This window comes from Streptococcus oralis, assembly GCF_965111685.1.
Taxonomy (GTDB): Bacteria; Bacillota; Bacilli; order Lactobacillales; family Streptococcaceae; genus Streptococcus; species Streptococcus oralis_B.
This window is the reverse complement of record NZ_OZ217340.1, coordinates 1,304,374-1,323,859: the sequence shown is the minus strand read 5'-3', so window position 1 is coordinate 1,323,859 and position 19,486 is coordinate 1,304,374. Positions and strand designations below refer to the sequence as shown.

10 protein-coding genes are annotated in these 19,486 nt (G+C 41.3%); 8 read left to right on the top strand and 2 right to left on the bottom strand.

Features of this window, described 5'->3' with window-relative positions; all coding sequences use genetic code 11:
* Positions 1 to 244 precede the first annotated feature (244 nt).
* Positions 245 to 3,880 (top strand): Cna B-type domain-containing protein, encoded by a 3,636-nt coding sequence (locus tag ACLV7H_RS06935; RefSeq protein WP_411866736.1) that lies wholly within the window; start codon positions 245 to 247, stop codon positions 3,878 to 3,880.
* Between the two features lie 133 nt (positions 3,881 to 4,013).
* Here the strand turns inward: ACLV7H_RS06935 and ACLV7H_RS06930 are convergent, their stop codons facing one another.
* A complete protein-coding gene (locus tag ACLV7H_RS06930; RefSeq protein WP_045590837.1) occupies positions 4,014 to 4,373 on the bottom strand; it encodes a DUF3397 domain-containing protein in 360 nt (119 codons plus the stop codon).
* Between the two features lie 91 nt (positions 4,374 to 4,464).
* Here ACLV7H_RS06930 and ACLV7H_RS06925 point away from each other — a divergent pair, with 91 nt between their 5' ends.
* Genes ACLV7H_RS06925 through ACLV7H_RS06905 form a run of 5 tightly spaced genes read left to right on the top strand, consistent with a single transcriptional unit; the run spans position 4,465 to position 9,165 of the window.
* On the top strand, positions 4,465 to 5,403 hold the full coding sequence (locus tag ACLV7H_RS06925) for a TIGR01212 family radical SAM protein (RefSeq protein WP_411866735.1): 939 nt from the start codon (positions 4,465 to 4,467) through the stop codon (positions 5,401 to 5,403).
* A 1-nt stretch (position 5,404) separates the two neighbouring features.
* Positions 5,405 to 5,962: a tRNA (mnm(5)s(2)U34)-methyltransferase gene (locus ACLV7H_RS06920; RefSeq protein WP_045590839.1), complete on the top strand. Its 558-nt coding sequence runs from the start codon at positions 5,405 to 5,407 to the stop codon at positions 5,960 to 5,962.
* Positions 5,955 to 6,209 (top strand): hypothetical protein, encoded by a 255-nt coding sequence (locus tag ACLV7H_RS06915; protein WP_000361094.1) that lies wholly within the window; start codon positions 5,955 to 5,957, stop codon positions 6,207 to 6,209. The genes ACLV7H_RS06920 and ACLV7H_RS06915 overlap by 8 nt, the downstream gene beginning before the upstream one ends.
* Positions 6,210 to 6,220: 11 nt before the next feature.
* Positions 6,221 to 8,275, top strand: a complete 2,055-nt coding sequence (locus ACLV7H_RS06910) for a cation:proton antiporter (protein WP_411866734.1) — start codon at positions 6,221 to 6,223, stop codon at positions 8,273 to 8,275.
* Positions 8,276 to 8,304: 29 nt separating this feature from the next.
* Positions 8,305 to 9,165, top strand: a complete 861-nt coding sequence (locus tag ACLV7H_RS06905) for a YihY/virulence factor BrkB family protein (protein WP_411866733.1) — start codon at positions 8,305 to 8,307, stop codon at positions 9,163 to 9,165.
* A 39-nt stretch (positions 9,166 to 9,204) separates the two neighbouring features.
* On the opposite strand, the gene queA is transcribed toward ACLV7H_RS06905, so the two are convergent.
* On the bottom strand, positions 9,205 to 10,233 hold the full coding sequence (gene queA / locus ACLV7H_RS06900) for a tRNA preQ1(34) S-adenosylmethionine ribosyltransferase-isomerase QueA (RefSeq protein ID WP_411866732.1): 1,029 nt from the start codon (positions 10,231 to 10,233) through the stop codon (positions 9,205 to 9,207).
* A 148-nt stretch (positions 10,234 to 10,381) separates the two neighbouring features.
* On the opposite strand from queA, the gene ACLV7H_RS06895 reads away from it, so the two are divergent.
* Positions 10,382 to 11,089, top strand: coding sequence for a glucosamine-6-phosphate deaminase (locus tag ACLV7H_RS06895; RefSeq protein WP_045590847.1), 708 nt, complete (start codon positions 10,382 to 10,384; stop codon positions 11,087 to 11,089).
* A gap of 298 nt (positions 11,090 to 11,387) precedes the next feature.
* Complete coding sequence (locus tag ACLV7H_RS06890) at positions 11,388 to 19,469, top strand: CshA/CshB family fibrillar adhesin-related protein (RefSeq protein WP_411866731.1); 8,082 nt, start codon at positions 11,388 to 11,390, stop codon at positions 19,467 to 19,469.
* The last annotated feature ends 17 nt before the right edge of the window (positions 19,470 to 19,486 follow it).

Sequence of the window (19,486 nt, the reverse complement as noted above, 5' to 3'; positions counted from 1 at the left end):
AACCTTATATTATTACAAAAAAAGTTAATTTTGTTTTATAATGAAATTAAAGGAGGTTTCTATATTAAAAACAGAACAAATAGGATAAATATTGCAATTACGTATAGTTATGAAATATGTTAATATGATGTAACTTAGTCAATAACCCTCATGTATTTCAATGAATTTGAAAGGAGATGTGTGTTGAAATTTTACAATCATAGTTGGTCGTTTTAATGTTTTCGGTAATTTAGAAAGGAAGATTATGAAGAACAAGAAATTTTGGTTACCCATCCTAACCTCTCTGGCCTGTTTGTTAGGGATGATATTTGCTCCAAATTCAGTTCAAGCAAAGGATCTGAAGAACGTTATCAGTAATATTGGAATTTGGGAGGTTGATAATGGTAAGTTTATAAAACCGGATGCGAATGGCGTTTATACACTTTCTCCTGAACATCATAACTACTCAAATTATAAATTCACTGTTGATTACGATTTGAGCGCCTATGATGGTAAATTAGAGGACGGTGATACCTTTAACTTTACTGTTCCGAGTCCTTTAACGGTTAGAAATGAAACTTTTGATTTAAAAGATAAGGAAACCGATCTGGTTATCGGAGAAACTCAAATTATATCAAACGGGGATAATAATGGTGGTAAGGCAACTATTACGTTAAAAAATCTGAAAACCTATCTTGAGAAAAAGGGTGGCTATCAAGTCCAAAATGTTAAAGGAAATTTCTTTGTTGGTTTTAGTTCTAAAAATGAATTAAGCAATGAAACGCTCCGTTTTGATAAAACGGAAACTATAAATGAAATTACCCATCAAATCAAGGTTAAAAAAGGTGATGCGGCTGATTATTCTGAAGGAATTGGTCGAGCTAATTTCAATAAATATCACGGTTTGATTTACAAAGAGGATTGGACATCAAAGGCTCTAAATAAGAGTGGAAAATACTTACACAGCTGGTATGTTCGTGTTAATCCGAAACAGGCAGCCTATAATAAAATTGAAATTCATGACTGGGTAGATCCAAATGCTTCACCAATGCAGATGATCCCTGAAACATTTAGCGTCACGGCAGGTTGGTATGATCAATATTATTATTTGAAAGATGAAGTGGTTTTAGAAGCTGGTAAGGATTACCAAGTAAAATGGAATGATTCTTACACAGAATTTACTTTAACAATTAACAATGCATCTTCAATTCTTGCGAAGAACGGTAAACCAGCAGCATTTCGAATTAATTATAAAACAAGTGCTCCAGCGGATGGCACGCAAGTCCAAAACAATGCTGAAATGAAGGGTGATGACCAGATTCTAACATATGACGACTATAGTAATAAGACAGTCGTTAAGCAAATCGGAAACTCAGTCATTGCTTCTGGTGGTACAATTCAGTTAGAAACTGCTTACCGTATCATTCTTTACAAGGTCGACGAGCTGACTCATGACCGTCTAAAAGGAGCAAAATTCAAGATTACTCCTCCAGCAGGAGCTACTGCTAAAGAGGAAATTGTAACGACAAATGATGACGGAATTGCTGAATCATCTATTTACTCAGAAAGTGATATCAAGAAAGGGAACTTTACAGTAACCGAGGTTGAGGCTCCTGAGGGATATGAGTTAAATCCTACTCCATTTGAGATGACTGTTGGACAAGATGGAGCTATCAAAACAGTTACAAATAAACGTAGCAAAGCTAAAGCCAAGATTAAAGCTAATAAAAAACTTACAGGACGTGAGTTAAAGGCTGAAGAGTTTGAATTCACTTTAACAGACCAAGATGGTAAGGTGAAAGAAACTGTGAAGAATGACAAAGACGGAAACATTGCTTTCTCAGAATTGGAATTCGACAAAGCAGGGACTTATACCTTTAAAATTGCTGAAAAAGCTGGCAGTGATACAAGCATCAAGTACGACACTAAAACTGTCACGGCTACAGTTACTGTAGCGGACAAGGGTAAAGGTGCACTTGAAGCAACTGTTTCTTACGATGATGAAAAAGCTTTCGAAAATACTTTCACTCCAGCAAAAACGGCAGTTCCTGTTAAGAAAGTATGGAAGGACGCGAACAACCAAGACGGTAAACGACCATCTTCTGTCACAGTTAAATTGCTTGCGGACGGTCAAGATACTGGTAAAACACTTGAACTGACTGAAGCAAATGGTTGGGCTGGAAGCTTCAAAGACCTTGATGCTGATAAAGTCGGAACACCTATTAAGTACACAGTAGTAGAAGTAACGGTTGCTGGTTATACTTCAGAAGTTACTGGTGACGCTACATCAGGATTTACCATCACAAATAGCTATTCTCCAGGAACAGTTGATGTAAAAGCAACTAAGAACTGGGATGACGCTAACAACCAAGACGGCAAACGTCCAACCAAGATTACAATCAATCTTTTAGCAGACGGTCAGAAAGTTGATTCGAAAGAAGTTCAAGCAGCCGCAGATGGAACTTGGACTGTCGAATTCACGAAATTAGCAAAATATAAAGATGGTAAAGAAATCAAATACACTGTAACAGAAGAAGCCGTAGCCGAATACGAATCTACTATTACAGACTTTACCATCACAAACAAATATGCTCCTAAAGAAATTGACTACAAGGTAACAAAAGTATGGAATGATGCGAACAACCAAGACGGTAAACGTCCTGAGTCCGTAACAGTTCAACTTTATAAAAAAGTAGGAAATGCAGATCCAGTAGCCGTTGAAGGTAAGAAATTAACCTTAACCGCTAAGGAGAAGACTGATGATAACACTTGGGTAGCATCCTTCACCAATCTTCCACAATACGAAGCTGGAAAAGAAATCACCTATTCTATCAAGGAAGTGGATGTACCAGCTGGTTACGAATCCTCTGTGACTGGTCAAGTAGTTACAAACACTTATAACTCAGAAACAGTTGTTCTTTCAGGAACTAAGGTTTGGAAAGATAACAACAACCAAGACGGTAAACGTACAAGATCTGTGAAAGTTCAAATTCTTAACGGCGACAAGGTTGTTCAAGAAATTGAAGTTTCAGAAAAAACTGGCTGGAAGTTCGAATCAAAAGCACTTCCTAAGTATGAAAATGGTAAAGAAATCGAGTACAAAGTCAAAGAAGTGGTTGTGAAAGGATATACTTCAACAATCACAACAGAAAAAGAAGGTAAGTACACCATTACCAATGAATATACACCAGAAAAAATTGCTGTAAGTGGGCAAAAGACTTGGATTGATAATAACGACCAAGATCGAATCCGTCCAGCATCTATCACTGTCGCTCTTCTTGCGAATGGTAAAGAAACTGGCCAAGAAGCTACAGCCACAGCGGAAACAGGTTGGAAGTATGAATTTACTAATCTGGACCGTTACCAAGATGGTAAGCTAATCGAGTACACAGTCAAAGAAGTTGGTGTTCCTACAGGTTACACAGCTACTGAAACTGGTATGAATGTGACCAACACCCATACACCAGATAAAACATCTGTAAAAGGTAAGAAGATCTGGAAAGGTGATGAAAACCATAAAGACGCTCGTCCAGCATCTATTACAGTTAAACTATTTGCCAATGGTAAAGATACTGGTAAAACTGCAATAGCTTCAGAAGCAAGTGGTTGGACTTATGAGTTTACAGACCTTGATCGTTACAAAGACGGTCAAGCAATCGAATACTATGTAGTAGAAGTTCCGGTTAAAGGTTATACATCTAAAGTAGAAGACTTCAATATCACAAATACATACATTCCAGAAAAACCAACACCAGGTGAACCAAATGAACCAGGAAAACCAGGTCCAAAACCTCAACTTCCTAACACTGGTGAAAAAGCATCTAACGCAGCAGTAGTTGCAGGACTTGCTTTGATGGCAGTGACTGGTGGATTGTACTTTGTAAGCCGTAAAAATAAATAATCTAGCGTGAGAAAGATAGTTTCCATTTATTTTTCTTAGGTTTAATCTGTGATAAAAAGGCCAGAGGATTTCTCTGGCCTTTTTTAGATATAGGAGTAAAAGAAAGACCCAGCATTTAATACTGGGTTGGTAATTATTTTACCATCATCAATTCGACAATCATAGCTATGTAGATGATTAAGGTCAGGAGAAAACCGGCTCTCCAGAAGAATTTGATGAATTTAGGGTAATAAAAACTTCGTTTTTTGACAAGGAAAAAGACTACAAGGAGGATTGCTAGGAGAGAAAGAGCAACACCGAGTCGCGGTAGAAAGTTGTGGGTAAAAGCTTTAGCAGTAATCAGATAGTACTCAAATATCAAAAGTGGAAAAGCTAGATCCGCGAAATTAAATCCTATTTTCCTAAGTCCGAAAAGCTTGGTGACAATAAAACAAACCACCAAGGTTAATATCAATAATAAAATAGATGCTATTTTCATTAAAATCATACCCATATTGTATCATAAAAAAACGCTAAAGGAAATGAGAAACAAGGGAATTTGTAGGAAAGTCAGGCTTTTGAGATTGTAGGTGTTTTTTGTTATAATGAAAGTTATGAAATCTTATAATACCTTGAATGATTATTATCGAAAGCTTTTTGGAGAAAAGACTTTCAAAGTTCCTATTGATGCGGGGTTTGACTGTCCAAATCGGGATGGAACTGTAGCTCATGGTGGTTGTACTTTTTGTACGGTTTCAGGTTCTGGAGATGCCATCGTGGCACCGGATGCCCCTATCCGTGAGCAATTTTATAAGGAAATTGACTTTATGCACCGCAAGTGGCCAGAAGTTAAAAAGTATCTGGTTTATTTTCAAAACTTTACCAACACCCATGAAAAGGTGGAAGTGATTCGGGAGCGATATGAGCAGGCTATCAACGAACCTGGTGTAGTGGGAATCAATATCGGAACACGCCCGGATTGCTTACCTGATGAAACAATCGAATATTTGGCTGAGTTATCGGAACGTATGCATGTGACGGTTGAATTGGGCTTACAGACTACTTTTGAAGCAACCTCTGACTTGATTAACCGTGCCCATTCTTATGAATTGTATGTTGAAACAGTAAAACGCTTGAGAAAGTATCCCAAGATTGAAATTGTTTCCCATCTGATCAACGGTCTTCCTGGGGAAACCCATGAGATGATGGTTGAAAATGTCCGTCGCTGTGTTACGGATAATGATATTCAAGGAATTAAACTGCACTTGCTTCACCTCATGACCAATACACGGATGCAGCGAGATTACCACGAAGGACGTTTGCAACTGATGAGTCAGGACGAGTATGTCAAGGTCATTTGTGACCAGTTGGAAATCATTCCCAAGCATATCGTCATCCATCGAATTACAGGAGATGCACCGAGAGATATGCTGATTGGTCCTATGTGGAGCCTCAATAAATGGGAAGTGCTAAATGCTATTGAAACTGAAATGAGACGCCGCGGAAGTGTGCAAGGATGCAAGGCTGTAAAACAGGAGTTTTAAAATGAAAAGACCACTTGAGATGGCACATGATTTTTTGGCTGAGGTTGTGACAAAAGAGGATATTGTAGTGGATGCGACCATGGGTAATGGCCACGATACCCTTTTTTTAGCCAAGCTAGCCAAGCAAGTCTATGCCTTTGATATCCAGGAGCAAGCTTTGGAGAAGACGCAAGAGCGTTTGGATCAGGCTGGAATGAAAAATGCCCAGTTAATCTTGAAAGGTCACGAGACACTGGACCAATTTGTGACAGAAGCTAAGGCAGGGATTTTTAATCTGGGTTATTTACCTTCTGCTGACAAGTCCGTCATCACCCAACCTCAGACTACTATCAAAGCCTTAGAAAAGCTGTGTCATTTGCTTGTCAAGGGGGGACGGATTGCTATCATGATCTACTATGGTCATGAAGGAGGAGACACCGAGAGGGATGCTGTATTGGATTTTGTTAGCCAGTTGAACCAACAAGAGTATACAGTTGCCATTTATCGGACTCTCAACCAAGTTAATAATCCACCGTTTTTAGTTATGATTGAAAAATTAGAAAGGTATAGACATGGATAAACAATACCTTCGTGAGAAGCTTGAGGCAATGCGCCAAAATTTTGTCGAGTCAACGCATCACGAGCGAGCAGTCGGGGTGCTCGACGAAGCACATATGAGCAAGAAAATGCTTAAAATCAAGAAAAAATTAGTGGCTCTTGAAATGGAACGATGCCAGAAAAAAATTGAACACAAAGACTGTTCTAAGATTGATCAGAAAATCCAAGAGCAAAAGGAGATTTTTGAATCTTGTTGTAAAAAAGATTAAGGAGGAATTGTGTGGAATTACTCATTTACTTGATTCTATTTTTATTTGTCTTAATCATTTCAACCACGACCAATAAACTTCTCCCTTTTTTGCCCCTTCCTCTTGTACAAATTCTTTTGGGGATTGGGATTGGTTTATTTGTTCCCGATGCGGACTTTCATCTCAATACAGAGCTGTTTCTAGCCATGGTTATTGGTCCCTTACTTTTCCGGGAGGCAGAAGAAGCGGATATTACGTCCATTTTGAAGCATTGGCGGATTGTCGTCTTTCTGATCTTTCCTGTGATTTTTATCTCGACCTTAAGCTTGGGGGGCATGGCTCACTTCCTTTGGATGACTCTTCCTTTGGCGGCCTGTTTAGCAGTTGGAGCGGCACTTGGGCCAACAGATTTGGTTGCCTTTGCATCTCTTTCTGAACGTTTTCGTTTTCCCAAACGGGTTTCTAATATCCTAAAAGGGGAAGGACTCTTAAATGATGCTTCTGGTTTGGTTGCCTTTCAGATGGCTCTTGCTGCTTGGACAACAGGAACGTTTTCATTCAGCCAAGCAGGAACTTCCCTAGCACTTTCTATCTTTGGTGGTTTTGTAGTCGGTTTTGTGACGGCTATGGTCAATCGTTTCTTGCATAGCTTTTTGCTGAGTGTACGAGCGATAGATATAGCCAGTGAACTATTGCTAGAGCTAAGTTTGCCACTCATGACCTTTTTCATTGCAGAAGAGTTTCATGTTTCAGGGATTATCGCAGTAGTGGTTGCAGGTATTTTGAAGGCCAGTCGCTTTAAGAAAATTACGCTCCTTGAGGCTCAGGTAGACACCGTGACGGAGACCGTCTGGCACACCGTGACCTTTATGCTAAATGGATCAGTCTTTGTTCTCTTGGGAATGGAATTAGAGTTGATAGCAGAGCCGATTTTGTCTAATTCTCTCTACAATCCCCTTCTTTTACTGATTTCAGTTGTCGTTCTGACCTTCTTGCTTTTTGCGATCCGCTTTGTCATGATTGCTGGTTTTTACTTTGTGAGGACGCGTCGACTTAAGAAACAAATTCATAAGTACATGAAAGATATGCTTCTTTTGACCTTCTCTGGTGTCAAAGGAACAGTATCTATCGCGACCATTCTCCTCATACCAAGTCATTTGGAGCAGGAATATCCTTTGTTGCTCTTCCTAGTAGCAGGTGTTACACTATTGAGCTTTCTAACAGGTTTATTGGTCCTCCCTCACTTATCTGAGGAACAAGAGGAAAGCAAGGACCATTTGATGCATATTGCGATTTTGAATGATGTAGCTGCAGAATTAGAAAAAGAGCTGGACCATCACAAGAACAAACTCCCTCTTTATGCAGCTATTGATAATTACCATGGTCGGATTGAAAACCTCATCCTTAGTCTGGAAAATAAGAGAGTCCAAGAGGACTGGGAGTCCCTCAAGCTTCTTATCTTGAGTATTGAGAGTGACGGTTTGGAGCAAGCCTACGAAGAAAATAGAATCAGTGAGCGTGGCTATCGAGTTTACCAACGTTACCTAAAAAACATGGAGCAGGGTATCAATCGGAATTTCGCTTCTAAAGTGACTTATTATTTCCTAGTTTCCTTACGGATACTGCGCTTTCTACTCCATGAAATGTTTACCTTTGGCAAAACTTTCCGTAGTTGGATGAATGAAGAATCTCGTAAACTACTAGCAGTTGACTATGATCAGATTTCAGAGTTGTATCTGGAAAATACAGAGCTGATTATCGAGAGTTTGGAAAACCTAAAAGGGGTTTACAAGAGTTCTCTGATTAGTTTTATGCAAGAGTCTCGTCTACGTGAGACGGCCATTATCGGAAGTGGTGCCTTTGTTGAGAGGGTTATCAATCGCATCAAGCCAAACAATATCGATGAAATGCTACGAGGCTACTATCTCGAACGTAAGGCAATCTTTGAATACGAAGAAGCTAAACTGATGACAGCCAAGTATGCCAAAAAACTACGCCAAAATGTTAATAATCTAGAGAATTATTCTCTGAAAGAGGCCGCAAATACCTTGCCTTATGATATGCTAGATTTAATCAAAAGAACTTAAATGATGAAGAAAATGACGGAGGATGGAACATGAAAAAGTGGTGGAAAGAGCTGATGGACAGGCCCTTATTGAAAGCTTTTTTGCATTATTATCAAGCATCTGATAGTGAATTGACCAGTGTTGCGGTTGCCTACTATTGGTTGATTTCAATCTTTCCTTTGCTAATGATAATGGTCAATATTTTGCCTTATTTTCAGATTCCGGTCTCAAATTTCTTACTTATAATCAAGGAATTTTTGCCTGATACTGTGTATGATGTGGTCGCCAAGATTGTCCGAGAAGTTCTGACTCAACCATCAACTGGTTTGCTGAGTTTTGCCGTTTTATCTGCACTCTGGACCTTTTCGAAATCAATGGATTTCCTCCAAAAAGCTTTTAACAAAGCCTATGGAGTGAACAAGAGTCGAGGAATTATCTCCCATCAGTTGATGAGTCTACTTGTTAGTTTCGGCTTGCAGATCCTTTTTGCCTTGGCCTTGTTTTTGAGTATGTTTGGTCGTATGTTGCTCAATCTCCTCAAAACTTACTGGCAATCAGACAGTCCGCTATTTTCCTACCTGCAAGATTTTACAGGCCCTCTGGTCTATGCCTTGATCTTTGCCATTCTAGTCATGATTTATTACTTCCTTCCAAAAGTAAAAGCACCACGAATCCGCTATGTTTTACCAGGAAGTATCTTTGTCTTGCTAACTCTTATCTTTTTATTGAATATCTTTTCTGTCTACGTCAATAGTTATGTTAATCACCTAATTGATGTTCGATTTTTCAGTTCCATTATCGTAGTGGTCATGATGTTCTGGTTTATACTCATCGCTAAGATTTTGATTATCGGAGCAGTTATCAATGCCAGTGTGCAGAGTTTGAAGGATCCAAAGTTTAGTATGGAATAATTAGAAAAATCCCTATTAGGTTTCCTAATAGGGATTTTCTTAATAGATAAACATGGCATCTCCAAAACTGAAGAAACGGTAGTGTTCTTGGATGGCATGGTGATAGGCATCTAGGACTAAATCACGACCTGCAAAGGCAGAGACCAACATGACGAGAGTTGATTTTGGCAGGTGGAAGTTTGTTGAAAAAGCATCCACGACCTTCCACTCATAACCAGGTTTGATAAAGATATTGGTCCAGCCAGAATCAGCCTGGATTTGTCCGTCAAACTTAGAGCCGATTGTTTCCAGTGTGCGGATCGAAGTAGTTCCAACAGCAATAACACGACCTCCATTTTCCTTAACAGAGCGAAGGGTGGCAGCTGCTTCATCAGAAAGCTGGTAGAATTCGGAGTGCATTTCATGTTCGTCCAGATTGTCAACAGAGACAGGTCTAAAGGTTCCGAGTCCGACGTGAAGAGTGAGATAGACCAGATGGACACCTTTGGCTTGGATTTCTGCTAACAGTTCTTTGGTGAAGTGCAATCCAGCAGTCGGTGCAGCAGCAGAGCCACTCTCTTTAGCGTAGACCGTTTGATAACGTTCACGATCATCCAATTTTTCATGGATATAAGGTGGTAGTGGCATTTCACCCAGACTTTCCAGAACTTCTAGGAAAATTCCTTGGTATTCAAAGCGGACAATGCGGCCCCCGTGGGTCAATTCTTCCGTAACGACAGCGCTGAGGCGACCATCACCAAAGTTGACCCGAGTCCCGACCTTGAGGCGTTTGGCAGGTTTAGCCAGAACTTCCCACTCATCTCCACTGGTATTTTTTAGTAGGAGAAGCTCCACATGGCCTCCAGTTTCTCCCTTTTGACCATAGAGGCGGGCAGGGAGAACACGGGTATCGTTCATAACAAGAGCATCACCAGGTTCCAGCATATCGATAATAGAGTGGAAGTGTTTATCCTGCATTTTTCCCGTCTCACGATTAACGATAAGGAGTTTGGAGGAATCTCGTTTTTCAAGGGGCGTTTGGGCAATTAATTCCTCTGGCAAGTGAAAATCAAAATCAGCTGTATTCATTTTTCATCATTCTTTCTAAGTTCTAATCTTATCCATTATAACATGTTTCAAGTTTGGGCGCTCTTTTTTTAGAAATTAAATCGTTTTCATTTGACAAAAATTGGTCTATACCATATAATAAATATAGATTAAAACGGAGGATGAAAAGATGAAAGTTATTAAAGTTGAAAATCAAGTCGAAGGTGGAAAAGTAGCTTTTGAGATTTTGAAGGAAAAATTGGCCAATGGTGCTCAAACATTAGGACTTGCGACAGGAAGTAGTCCGCTTGAATTTTACAAGGAAATTGTTGAGAGTGACCTTGATTTTTCAAATCTAACCAGTGTAAATCTCGATGAGTATGTAGGGCTTGATGGGGAAAATCCACAGTCTTACCGTTACTTCATGCAAGAAAACTTGTTCAACCAAAAGCCATTTAAAGAAAGCTTCTTGCCACGTGGTGTTAAGGATAATGCTGAAGAAGAAGTTGAACGCTACAATCAAATTTTGGCTGACCATCCTGTTGATTTGCAAATCTTGGGGATTGGTCGCAATGGTCATATCGGCTTTAATGAGCCTGGTACTCCATTTGACAGTCAAACGCATTTAGTAGAACTAGACCAGTCTACCATCGAAGCGAATGCTCGCTTCTTTGACAAGATTGAAGACGTCCCAACTCAAGCTATTTCAATGGGAATTAAAAACATCTTGGATGCCAAGTCAATTATTCTCTTTGCTTACGGTGAGTCGAAAGCAGAAGCCATTGCCGGAACAGTGTCTGGTCCAGTGACTGAAAGTCTACCAGCAAGTAGCCTACAAAACCACCCTGATGTGACCATCATTGCAGATGCTAAGGCACTAAGCTTACTTGAAAAGTAAAAATAGAAGAACCACTTGCTCTTTGGAGTGAGTGGTTTTTTGATTCTTTATAAATAGCAGGAATTTTTTATTATATTCTAAGAAAGGTTAATTTAGTTTGTAAAATAATTTATTTGAAAGATAAAACATTAGTATAAATATTCCTAAAAACAAACATAAAGAACACTTAATATAATAATATTTAAAAACTTTGCTTATTAAATTAAATAGGAAAAAAGTTATTATTCTAGGATAATTTAGTAGCTAAATCATTAAAAATAATGTATAATATCTTAAAAAATAATTTTAGGAGATTCTAATGGGAAAAGAATTATTTAATCCACACCTTCGTAAGTTTTCTATTCGGAAACTAAACGTGGGTGTTTGCTCTGTGCTCTTGTCTACCTTGGTTCTATTGGGAGTGACGTCTCAGGTTAGCGCTGATGAAACAAGCACTTCTGGTGTCCAAAATGAGATTTCTCGAACGGATCTTGCTGAACCATCAGCAACTACTACAGCACCAACAACATCTGAGACAATACAAAATGCAGAAACTACTGTAGTTGCTTCAGCTACTGAGATTCCTCAATCCGCTGAAAATAGTAAACCTGCAAACTCAGTTTCAGAATCTATTGAGAAACCAAAGAATGAACAGCCAGTTGTTTCTGAAACACCTCAACCTTCAGTTGAGAAGCCGGTTGCTTCTACAGAAATGAAGCCTGCAGAGAGTACCAATTCAGCTTCAACTGAAGCTAGCTCAGAAGCTGTAAGCGCTTCAAGAGCTGTAGAACAACCAGTAGCGACTAGGGAGGCTACGCAACCTACACGTTCTCGTCGAGCACGTCGAGATGCTACACCTACTGGTTTACGTGATGGAGATCCTAACAACACAATTGAAAAACCAACTTTAGCAGATTCTGAAAAGAAACGCCCTGGGGATCTAGTTAAGCAAATTAACTGGTTAGATTTTGGTGATAGTCAGGCATTTAAAGGACTTGATACTGACGGTTCTCTTAAAGTAGGCAGTGTTTACGAGAAAGAAATCTCTCCAGGCTATGTTGTCAAATTAACAGTTACAGAACTAAAACCATTCCATTCAACTGAAGTCTATCGTGATCGTGTAGCAGGCACTGAGTATGCTAATACCTATGATCCTGATGCCAAAAACACTTGGTTTAGATATGTCCCTGCAGATTATAACCGTCAAGTTAAAGAGGGCGATTCTGCACGACCAAAAATCATTGGTGCTCCTATGAACCAATGGACATCTCTTCGTGAGCAGGGAATTGATACTAATGGACGTAGAACCCAATTGCAGGTTCCTAAGAATGGTGCAAGTTATGGTGTGAAGTTTAAGGTTGAAGCAACATATCTAAACAAGCCTGTTAAGGCCACAGTGGTTATGGCGGATGGAGAAGAAGCAAACCCAGGTGAATATGCTATTTTTACGACCAATGGTAAAGGATGGGAACATTTAGCTGAATGGAAACGTGTGTCACCACAAGGTAAAGTGATTACAGATACCTACGCACCAATGAATCCTAATCGACTTGGTCAGTATATTGGTGACAATGCAACTATTCCAACAATTGATTGGACTAAATTCACAAACCCAGATCAAAAAACAGGGGGCTTAGGTTCACAAGTATTTGGTCCAAATACTTCTAAAGACCATACTGTGCCAATTGTGATGACTCGTGAAGCCTCAGAAGTTGGAATTTATATTGCATCTTCTGGTCAGCAAGCTGCTATGATTGGTTTCATGGTTGTAGATACTGGGGATGCGCCTCAAAGTTATGGAAATGCAGTTCATACTATTTCTGGTTACAATGCCGCTACGGGAGCACAAAATCCACAACCTTACCTTGGTCGAAAACCTGCTGATATTGATACTACGTCAGGTAATGATTGGACCCATGATGATAGTACAGATCATGCTGATGAAGGGATTGATCAGCTTTTACCAGCAGACTTAGTTGGTAAGACTCATGAGTTATTCCAAGCAGATCGTCTTCGTGATGGTGATTATTCGCTTCGTTTCCATGCTTCAGCTAATGGAAATGAAAAATCCTATGTTCGAGCTTGGATTGATTTCAACAATAATGGAAAATTTGATGAGAATGAAGCTAGTGATTTTACAGAAGTAACGAATGAAGGCGACTATACCGTTACCTTCAGAAATCACCCACCTATGAACGATGATAACGTTAAGAAGCTAGGAATGCGTGTTCGTATTGCTTTGAACCAAGGTGATATCGAGAAACCGACTGGCACAGCCTTTAGTGGTGAAGTTGAAGACTTACAAGTTAACCTTACTTATCCACCAAAAGGGGAGAAGAAGGAAACAAAGGGCTTACGCGATCAACAACAACAAACAAGCTTACGTTTCACACCTCGTGGTTATTCTAAAGAAGACGAGAATGCTAGAACAACGATTGATACTAATAAGGCGCCTGTCGTTTTAGATAATAACGGACGTGAATTAACAGCAGATGCAGAAGGTTGGTATACAACAGCAGAAGGACGTTACAAGGTGACGCCAAATGGTGACAATGTTGAAGTTGTCTTCGTTCCAAATGCTGGATACGTAGGGACTACATCAGGTATTAACATCCGTCGCTTTGACAACAATGGAGCAAGCACAGAATGGACTGCAAAAAATAATTCAGAGCCTGTTGTCAACCAACCTCTAAATTCTATGGATGCTCGTTATGTTCCTACAGTATTTGATTTTACTGAACATCGTTCAACTGATGCTCAAGGTTTACCGCAAGTAAAAGATATTTTATTTACTGATGGGAATCCAGCTAACACACCGGTTCAACCATCTCCAAGTAATCCTGCTACTTTCTTGGATGGAAACGGAGATCCTATCTCAGGAACTAGTATTCCTGCAACATCAGGTGGTAAAGAAGTTGGTACCTTTAACCTAGATCCAACCACGGGTCGAGTAACCTTTACCCCAAATAAATCATTTGTAGGAACTGTTGATCCGATTAAATTAAAAGTAAATGATGCAAGTGGTAATGATCACTTTGCAACCTATCAACCAACTGTTACCCGAGTTGTTCCAACATCCCAAAATGCAAGTTCTGAAGGTATTCAAGGTGCAGAGCAATCTGGGAACTTGGTCTTCACTCCAGGTGATAACCGTATTCCAATTGATGAATCAATTGCACCAACCTTTGACAACGGTCAGTCAACGAAAGAGGTTCCTGGCGTTGGAACTTATAAGGTGGACAGTACAGGTCGCGTTACTTTCCAACCAGTTCCTGGCTACTCTGGACGTCCAACTGCAGAAACTGTTAAGCGTGTAGATAAGAACGGAACAGAAGTAACAGCTACCTACCAAGCGGATGTTAAGGCTGCAACTCCAACAGGGCAAGGAGCAGAGACTACTGGACTCCAAGGTCAAAAACAAGATAGCCACCTTACCTTTACCCCTGGTCAAGCAACTATCAATGGACAAAATGAGAGTGTACCATTTGCACCAGAAGGTCCACAGTTTGTGGTTGATGGACAAGTTCAACAAGGTAACAGCTTACCAGTACATGATGCTAGCGGTAAACTTCAAGGAACCTATACTGTTCAACCGAATGGGGATATTAGCTTCCAACCAGCACCTGATTTCTATGGTACACCAACTCCAGCAACCCTTCGTGTGACAGATAAGAATTCTTCTACTGCCGAAGCAGTGTATCAACCTACAGTGACTAAAGTCACTCCAACAAGTACAAATGATACCTCAACTGGTCTGCAAGGACAGCCACAAAGTGGTAAGCCAACCTTTACAGCAGGTGATCCAGCAGTTCCAATTGATGAAACGAAACCAGTGACTTTCGAAGATGGACAGTCAACGAAAACAGTTCCAGGTGTAGGTGAATATAGCATTAATCCTGATGGTTCTATTACCTTTACGCCAGACAAACAATATGTTGGTACTCCAGATCCAGTTACAGTGAAACGTGTTGATAAGAACGGCACCCCAGTCACTGCGACCTACACCCCAACAGTGACTAAGGTAACCCCAACAGGTTCAGGTGATAAGACAGAAGGTCTTCAAGGTCAGGTTCAAGAAGGTAAAGTCAGCTTCATGCCAGGCCATGACTCAGTACCATTCCCAGCTGATTCAACTCCACTATTTGACAATGGTACAACTGTGAAAGAAGTGCCAAATGTTGGTAAGTTCGAAGTGGACGCAGACGGTAAGGTGACCTTTACTCCTGATAAACAGTTCAAGGGTGAAACACCAGAACTTGAATTAACTCGTGTGGATGCTAACGGAACTCCAGTTACCGTTAAGTACCAAGCAGTAGTTAAAGAAGTAACCCCAACTTCAACGGACGCCACTTCAAATGGTATCCAAGGTCAACCGCAAAAAGGTACCCCAACCTTCACAGAAGGTAATCCATTGGTTCCAATTGATGATACGAAACCAATGACTTTCGAAGATGGTCAATCAACGAAAACAGTTCCAGGTGTAGGTGAATATAGCATCAATACAGATGGATCTATCACCTTTACGCCAGATAAGAAGTACGTTGGAACACCAGATCCAGTAACGGTTAAACGCGTGGATAAGAACGGTACAGAAGTCACTGCGACTTATACACCAACAGTGACTAAGGTGACTCCTACAGGAACTGGCGCAACCAGCACAGGTCCTCAGGGTGTTCCACAAACCGGCACCCCAACCTTCCAAGGTGGCGATCCACTGGTTCCAATTGATGAAACAGTCGAGCCAACCTTCGAAGATGGAAGCAAGGAGAAGACTATTCAAGGTCAAGGAACTTACACGATTGCACCAGATGGAACTGTAACTTTCACTCCAGATAAACAGTTTGTTGGAAACCCAGATCCAGTCACTGTCAAACGTGTGGATAAGAATGGCACCCCAGTCACTGCGACTTACAGCCCAGAGTTCACTAAGGTCACTCCTACAGGAACTGGCGCAACCAGCACAGGTCCTCAAGGACTTCCACAAACTGGTACTCCAACCTTCCAAGGTGGCGATCCACTGGTTCCAATCGATGAAACAGTCGAGCCAACTTTTGAAGATGGCAGCAAAGAGAAGTCTATTCCAGGTCAAGGAACTTACACGATTGCACCAGACGGAACTGTAACTTTCACTCCAGATAAACAGTTTGTTGGAAACCCAGATCCAGTCACTGTCAAACGTGTGGATAAGAATGGCACCCCAGTCACTGCGACTTACAGTCCAGAGTTTACGAAAGTAACACCGACTGGTACAGGTGATAAGACAGAAGGTCTTCAAGGTCAGGTTCAAGAAGGTAAAGTCAGCTTCATGCCAGGCCATGACTCAGTACCATTCCCAGCTGATTCAACTCCACTATTTGACAATGGTACAACTGTGAAAGAAGTGCCAAATGTTGGTAAGTTCGAAGTGGACGCAGACGGTAAGGTGACCTTTACTCCAGATAAACAGTTCAAGGGTGAAACACCAGAGCTTGAATTGACTCGTATGGATGCCAACGGAACTCCTGTTACTGTCAAGTACCAAGCGGTGGTGAAAGAAGTAGTTCCAACCAGCACTAACGCAACAAGTACGGGTCCTCAGGGTGTTCCACAAACTGGTACTCCAAGCTTCCAAGGTGGTGATCCACTGGTTCCAATCGATGAAACAGTCGAGCCAACCTTCGAAGATGGAAGCAAAGAGAAATCTATTCCAGGTCAAGGAACTTACACGATTGCACCAGACGGAACTGTAACTTTCACTCCAGATAAACAGTTTGTCGGAAACCCAGCTCCAGTCACAGTCAAACGCGTAGATAAGAATGGCACCCCAGTTACTGCGACTTACAGTCCAGAGTTTACGAAAGTAACACCGACTGGTACAGGTGATAAGACAGAAGGTCTTCAAGGTCAGGTTCAAGAAGGTAAAGTCAGCTTCATGCCAGGCCATGACTCAGTACCATTCCCAGCTGATTCAACTCCACTATTTGACAATGGTACAACTGTGAAAGAAGTGCCAAATGTTGGTAAGTTCGAAGTGGACGCAGACGGTAAGGTAACCTTCACTCCAGATAAACAGTTCAAGGGTGAAACACCAGAGCTTGAATTGACTCGTATGGATGCCAACGGAACTCCTGTTACTGTCAAGTACCAAGCAGTAGTGAAAGAAGTAGTTCCAACCAGCACTAACGCAACAAGTACGGGTCCTCAGGGTGTTCCACAAACTGGTACTCCAAGCTTCCAAGGTGGCGATCCACTGGTTCCAATTGATGAAACAGTCGAGCCAACCTTCGAAGATGGAAGCAAGGAGAAGACTATTCAAGGTCAAGGAACTTACACGATTGCACCAGATGGAACTGTAACTTTCACTCCAGATAAACAGTTTGTTGGAAACCCAGATCCAGTCACTGTCAAACGTGTGGATAAGAATGGCACCCCAGTCACTGCGACTTACAGCCCAGAGTTCACTAAGGTCACTCCTACAGGAACTGGCGCAACCAGCACAGGTCCTCAGGGTGTCCCACAAACAGGAACTCCAAGCTTCCAAGGTGGCGATCCACTGGTTCCAATTGATGAAACAGTTGAGCCAACCTTCGAAGATGGCAGCAAAGAGAAGTCTATTCCAGGTCAAGGAACTTACACGATTACCCCAGACGGCACAGTGACCTTCACTCCAGACAAACAGTTTGTCGGAAGCCCAGATCCAGTCACAGTGAAACGTGTAGATAAGAACGGTACCCCAGTCACTGCGACTTACAGTCCAGAGTTTACAAAGGTGACTCCTACAGGAACTAGCGCAACCAGCACAGGTCCTCAAGGACTTCCACAAACAGGAACTCCAAGCTTCCAAGGTGGCGATCCACTGGTTCCAATTGATGAAACAGTTGAGCCAACCTTCGAAGATGGCAGCAAAGAGAAATCTATTCCAGGTCAAGGAACTTACACGATTGCGCCAGATGGAAGTGTGACCTTCACTCCAGACAAGCAGTTTGTCGGAAACCCAGATCCAGTCACAGTGAAACGTGTAGATAAGAACGGTACCCCAGTCACTGCGACTTACAGTCCAGAGTTTACAAAGGTGACTCCTACAGGAACCGGTGCAACCAGCACAGGTCCTCAAGGACTTCCACAAACTGGTACTCCAAGCTTCCAAGGTGGCAACCCACTTGTTCCAATCGATGAAACAGTCGAGCCAACTTTTGAAGATGGAAGCAAAGAGAAGAATATTCCAGGCCAAGGAACTTACACGATTGCGCCAGATGGAAGTGTGACCTTCACTCCAGACAAGCAGTTTGTAGGTACTCCAGCTCCAGTAACTGTTAAGCGTGTGGATAAGAATGGCACCCCAGTTACTGCAACCTACAGCCCAGAGTTTACGAAAGTAACACCAACTGGTAAAGATGCTTCTTCAGTGAACATTAAGGGGCTTGTTCAAACGGGTACGCCAACATTTGAAGGTGGTAATCCGCTTGTTCCAATCGATGAAACAGTGGCAGCAACATTTGAAGATGGATCAACTGAAAAAGTGATTCCAGGTGAAGGAACTTACGCAATCTCACCAGACGGCACCGTTACATTCACTCCAGAAGCTAATTTTGTAGGAAAAGGAACCGGCGTAACGATTGTCCGTAAGGATAAGAATGGTACCCCAGTTACTGCAAGCTATCGTCCAACAGTTGTAGATCCATCTACTGGTCATGACACGGCTTCTACAGGAGCAAAAGGCCAAACACAAGTGGCAACACCAGTGTTTGAAGGACATATCGATTCGACTGTTCCACCAACATTTGAGGATGGTAGCACGACTATGGTTGTTCCGGGTGAAGGAAGCTATACAATTGATAAAGATGGTAAGATTACCTTTACTCCAGAACCAGACTTTGTTGGTACAGCTAAAGGATTGGTTGTGAAACGTTTGGATATGTATGGAAATGTAGTTACTGCTCGCTACACACCAACGGTCTTTGGACAAACACAGGTGAGTGATACGACATCAGAAGGTCTTAAAGGTCAAACTCAGACTGGTAAACCAAACTTTACAGGTGATGTCGATCTGACAGTTCCGCCAACCTTTGAAGATGGAACAATTGAAAAAGTCGTTCCAGGTGAAGGAACTTATGTAATCTCACCAGATGGCACCATCACCTTTACTCCTGAGACAGACTTTGTAGGACAAGCCAAAGGTGTGAAAGTGATTCGTAAAGATCGCAATGGAAATATCATTTCAGGATTCTATATTCCAACCGTAGTAGAACTTCCTGTAGTTGAAAATCCAGAACAACAAGGTATTACAGAGGAAAGAACTACTAAAACTCTTCCAAATACAGGTTCTGAGGAGACATCTCACTTGACAGCTGGTCTATTGGCAGCTTTATCAGGTATGGGATTAATTTCTCTAGCTCAAAGAAAAAAATCTGAGGAAGAATAATTAGTGGCGAAAGTCAT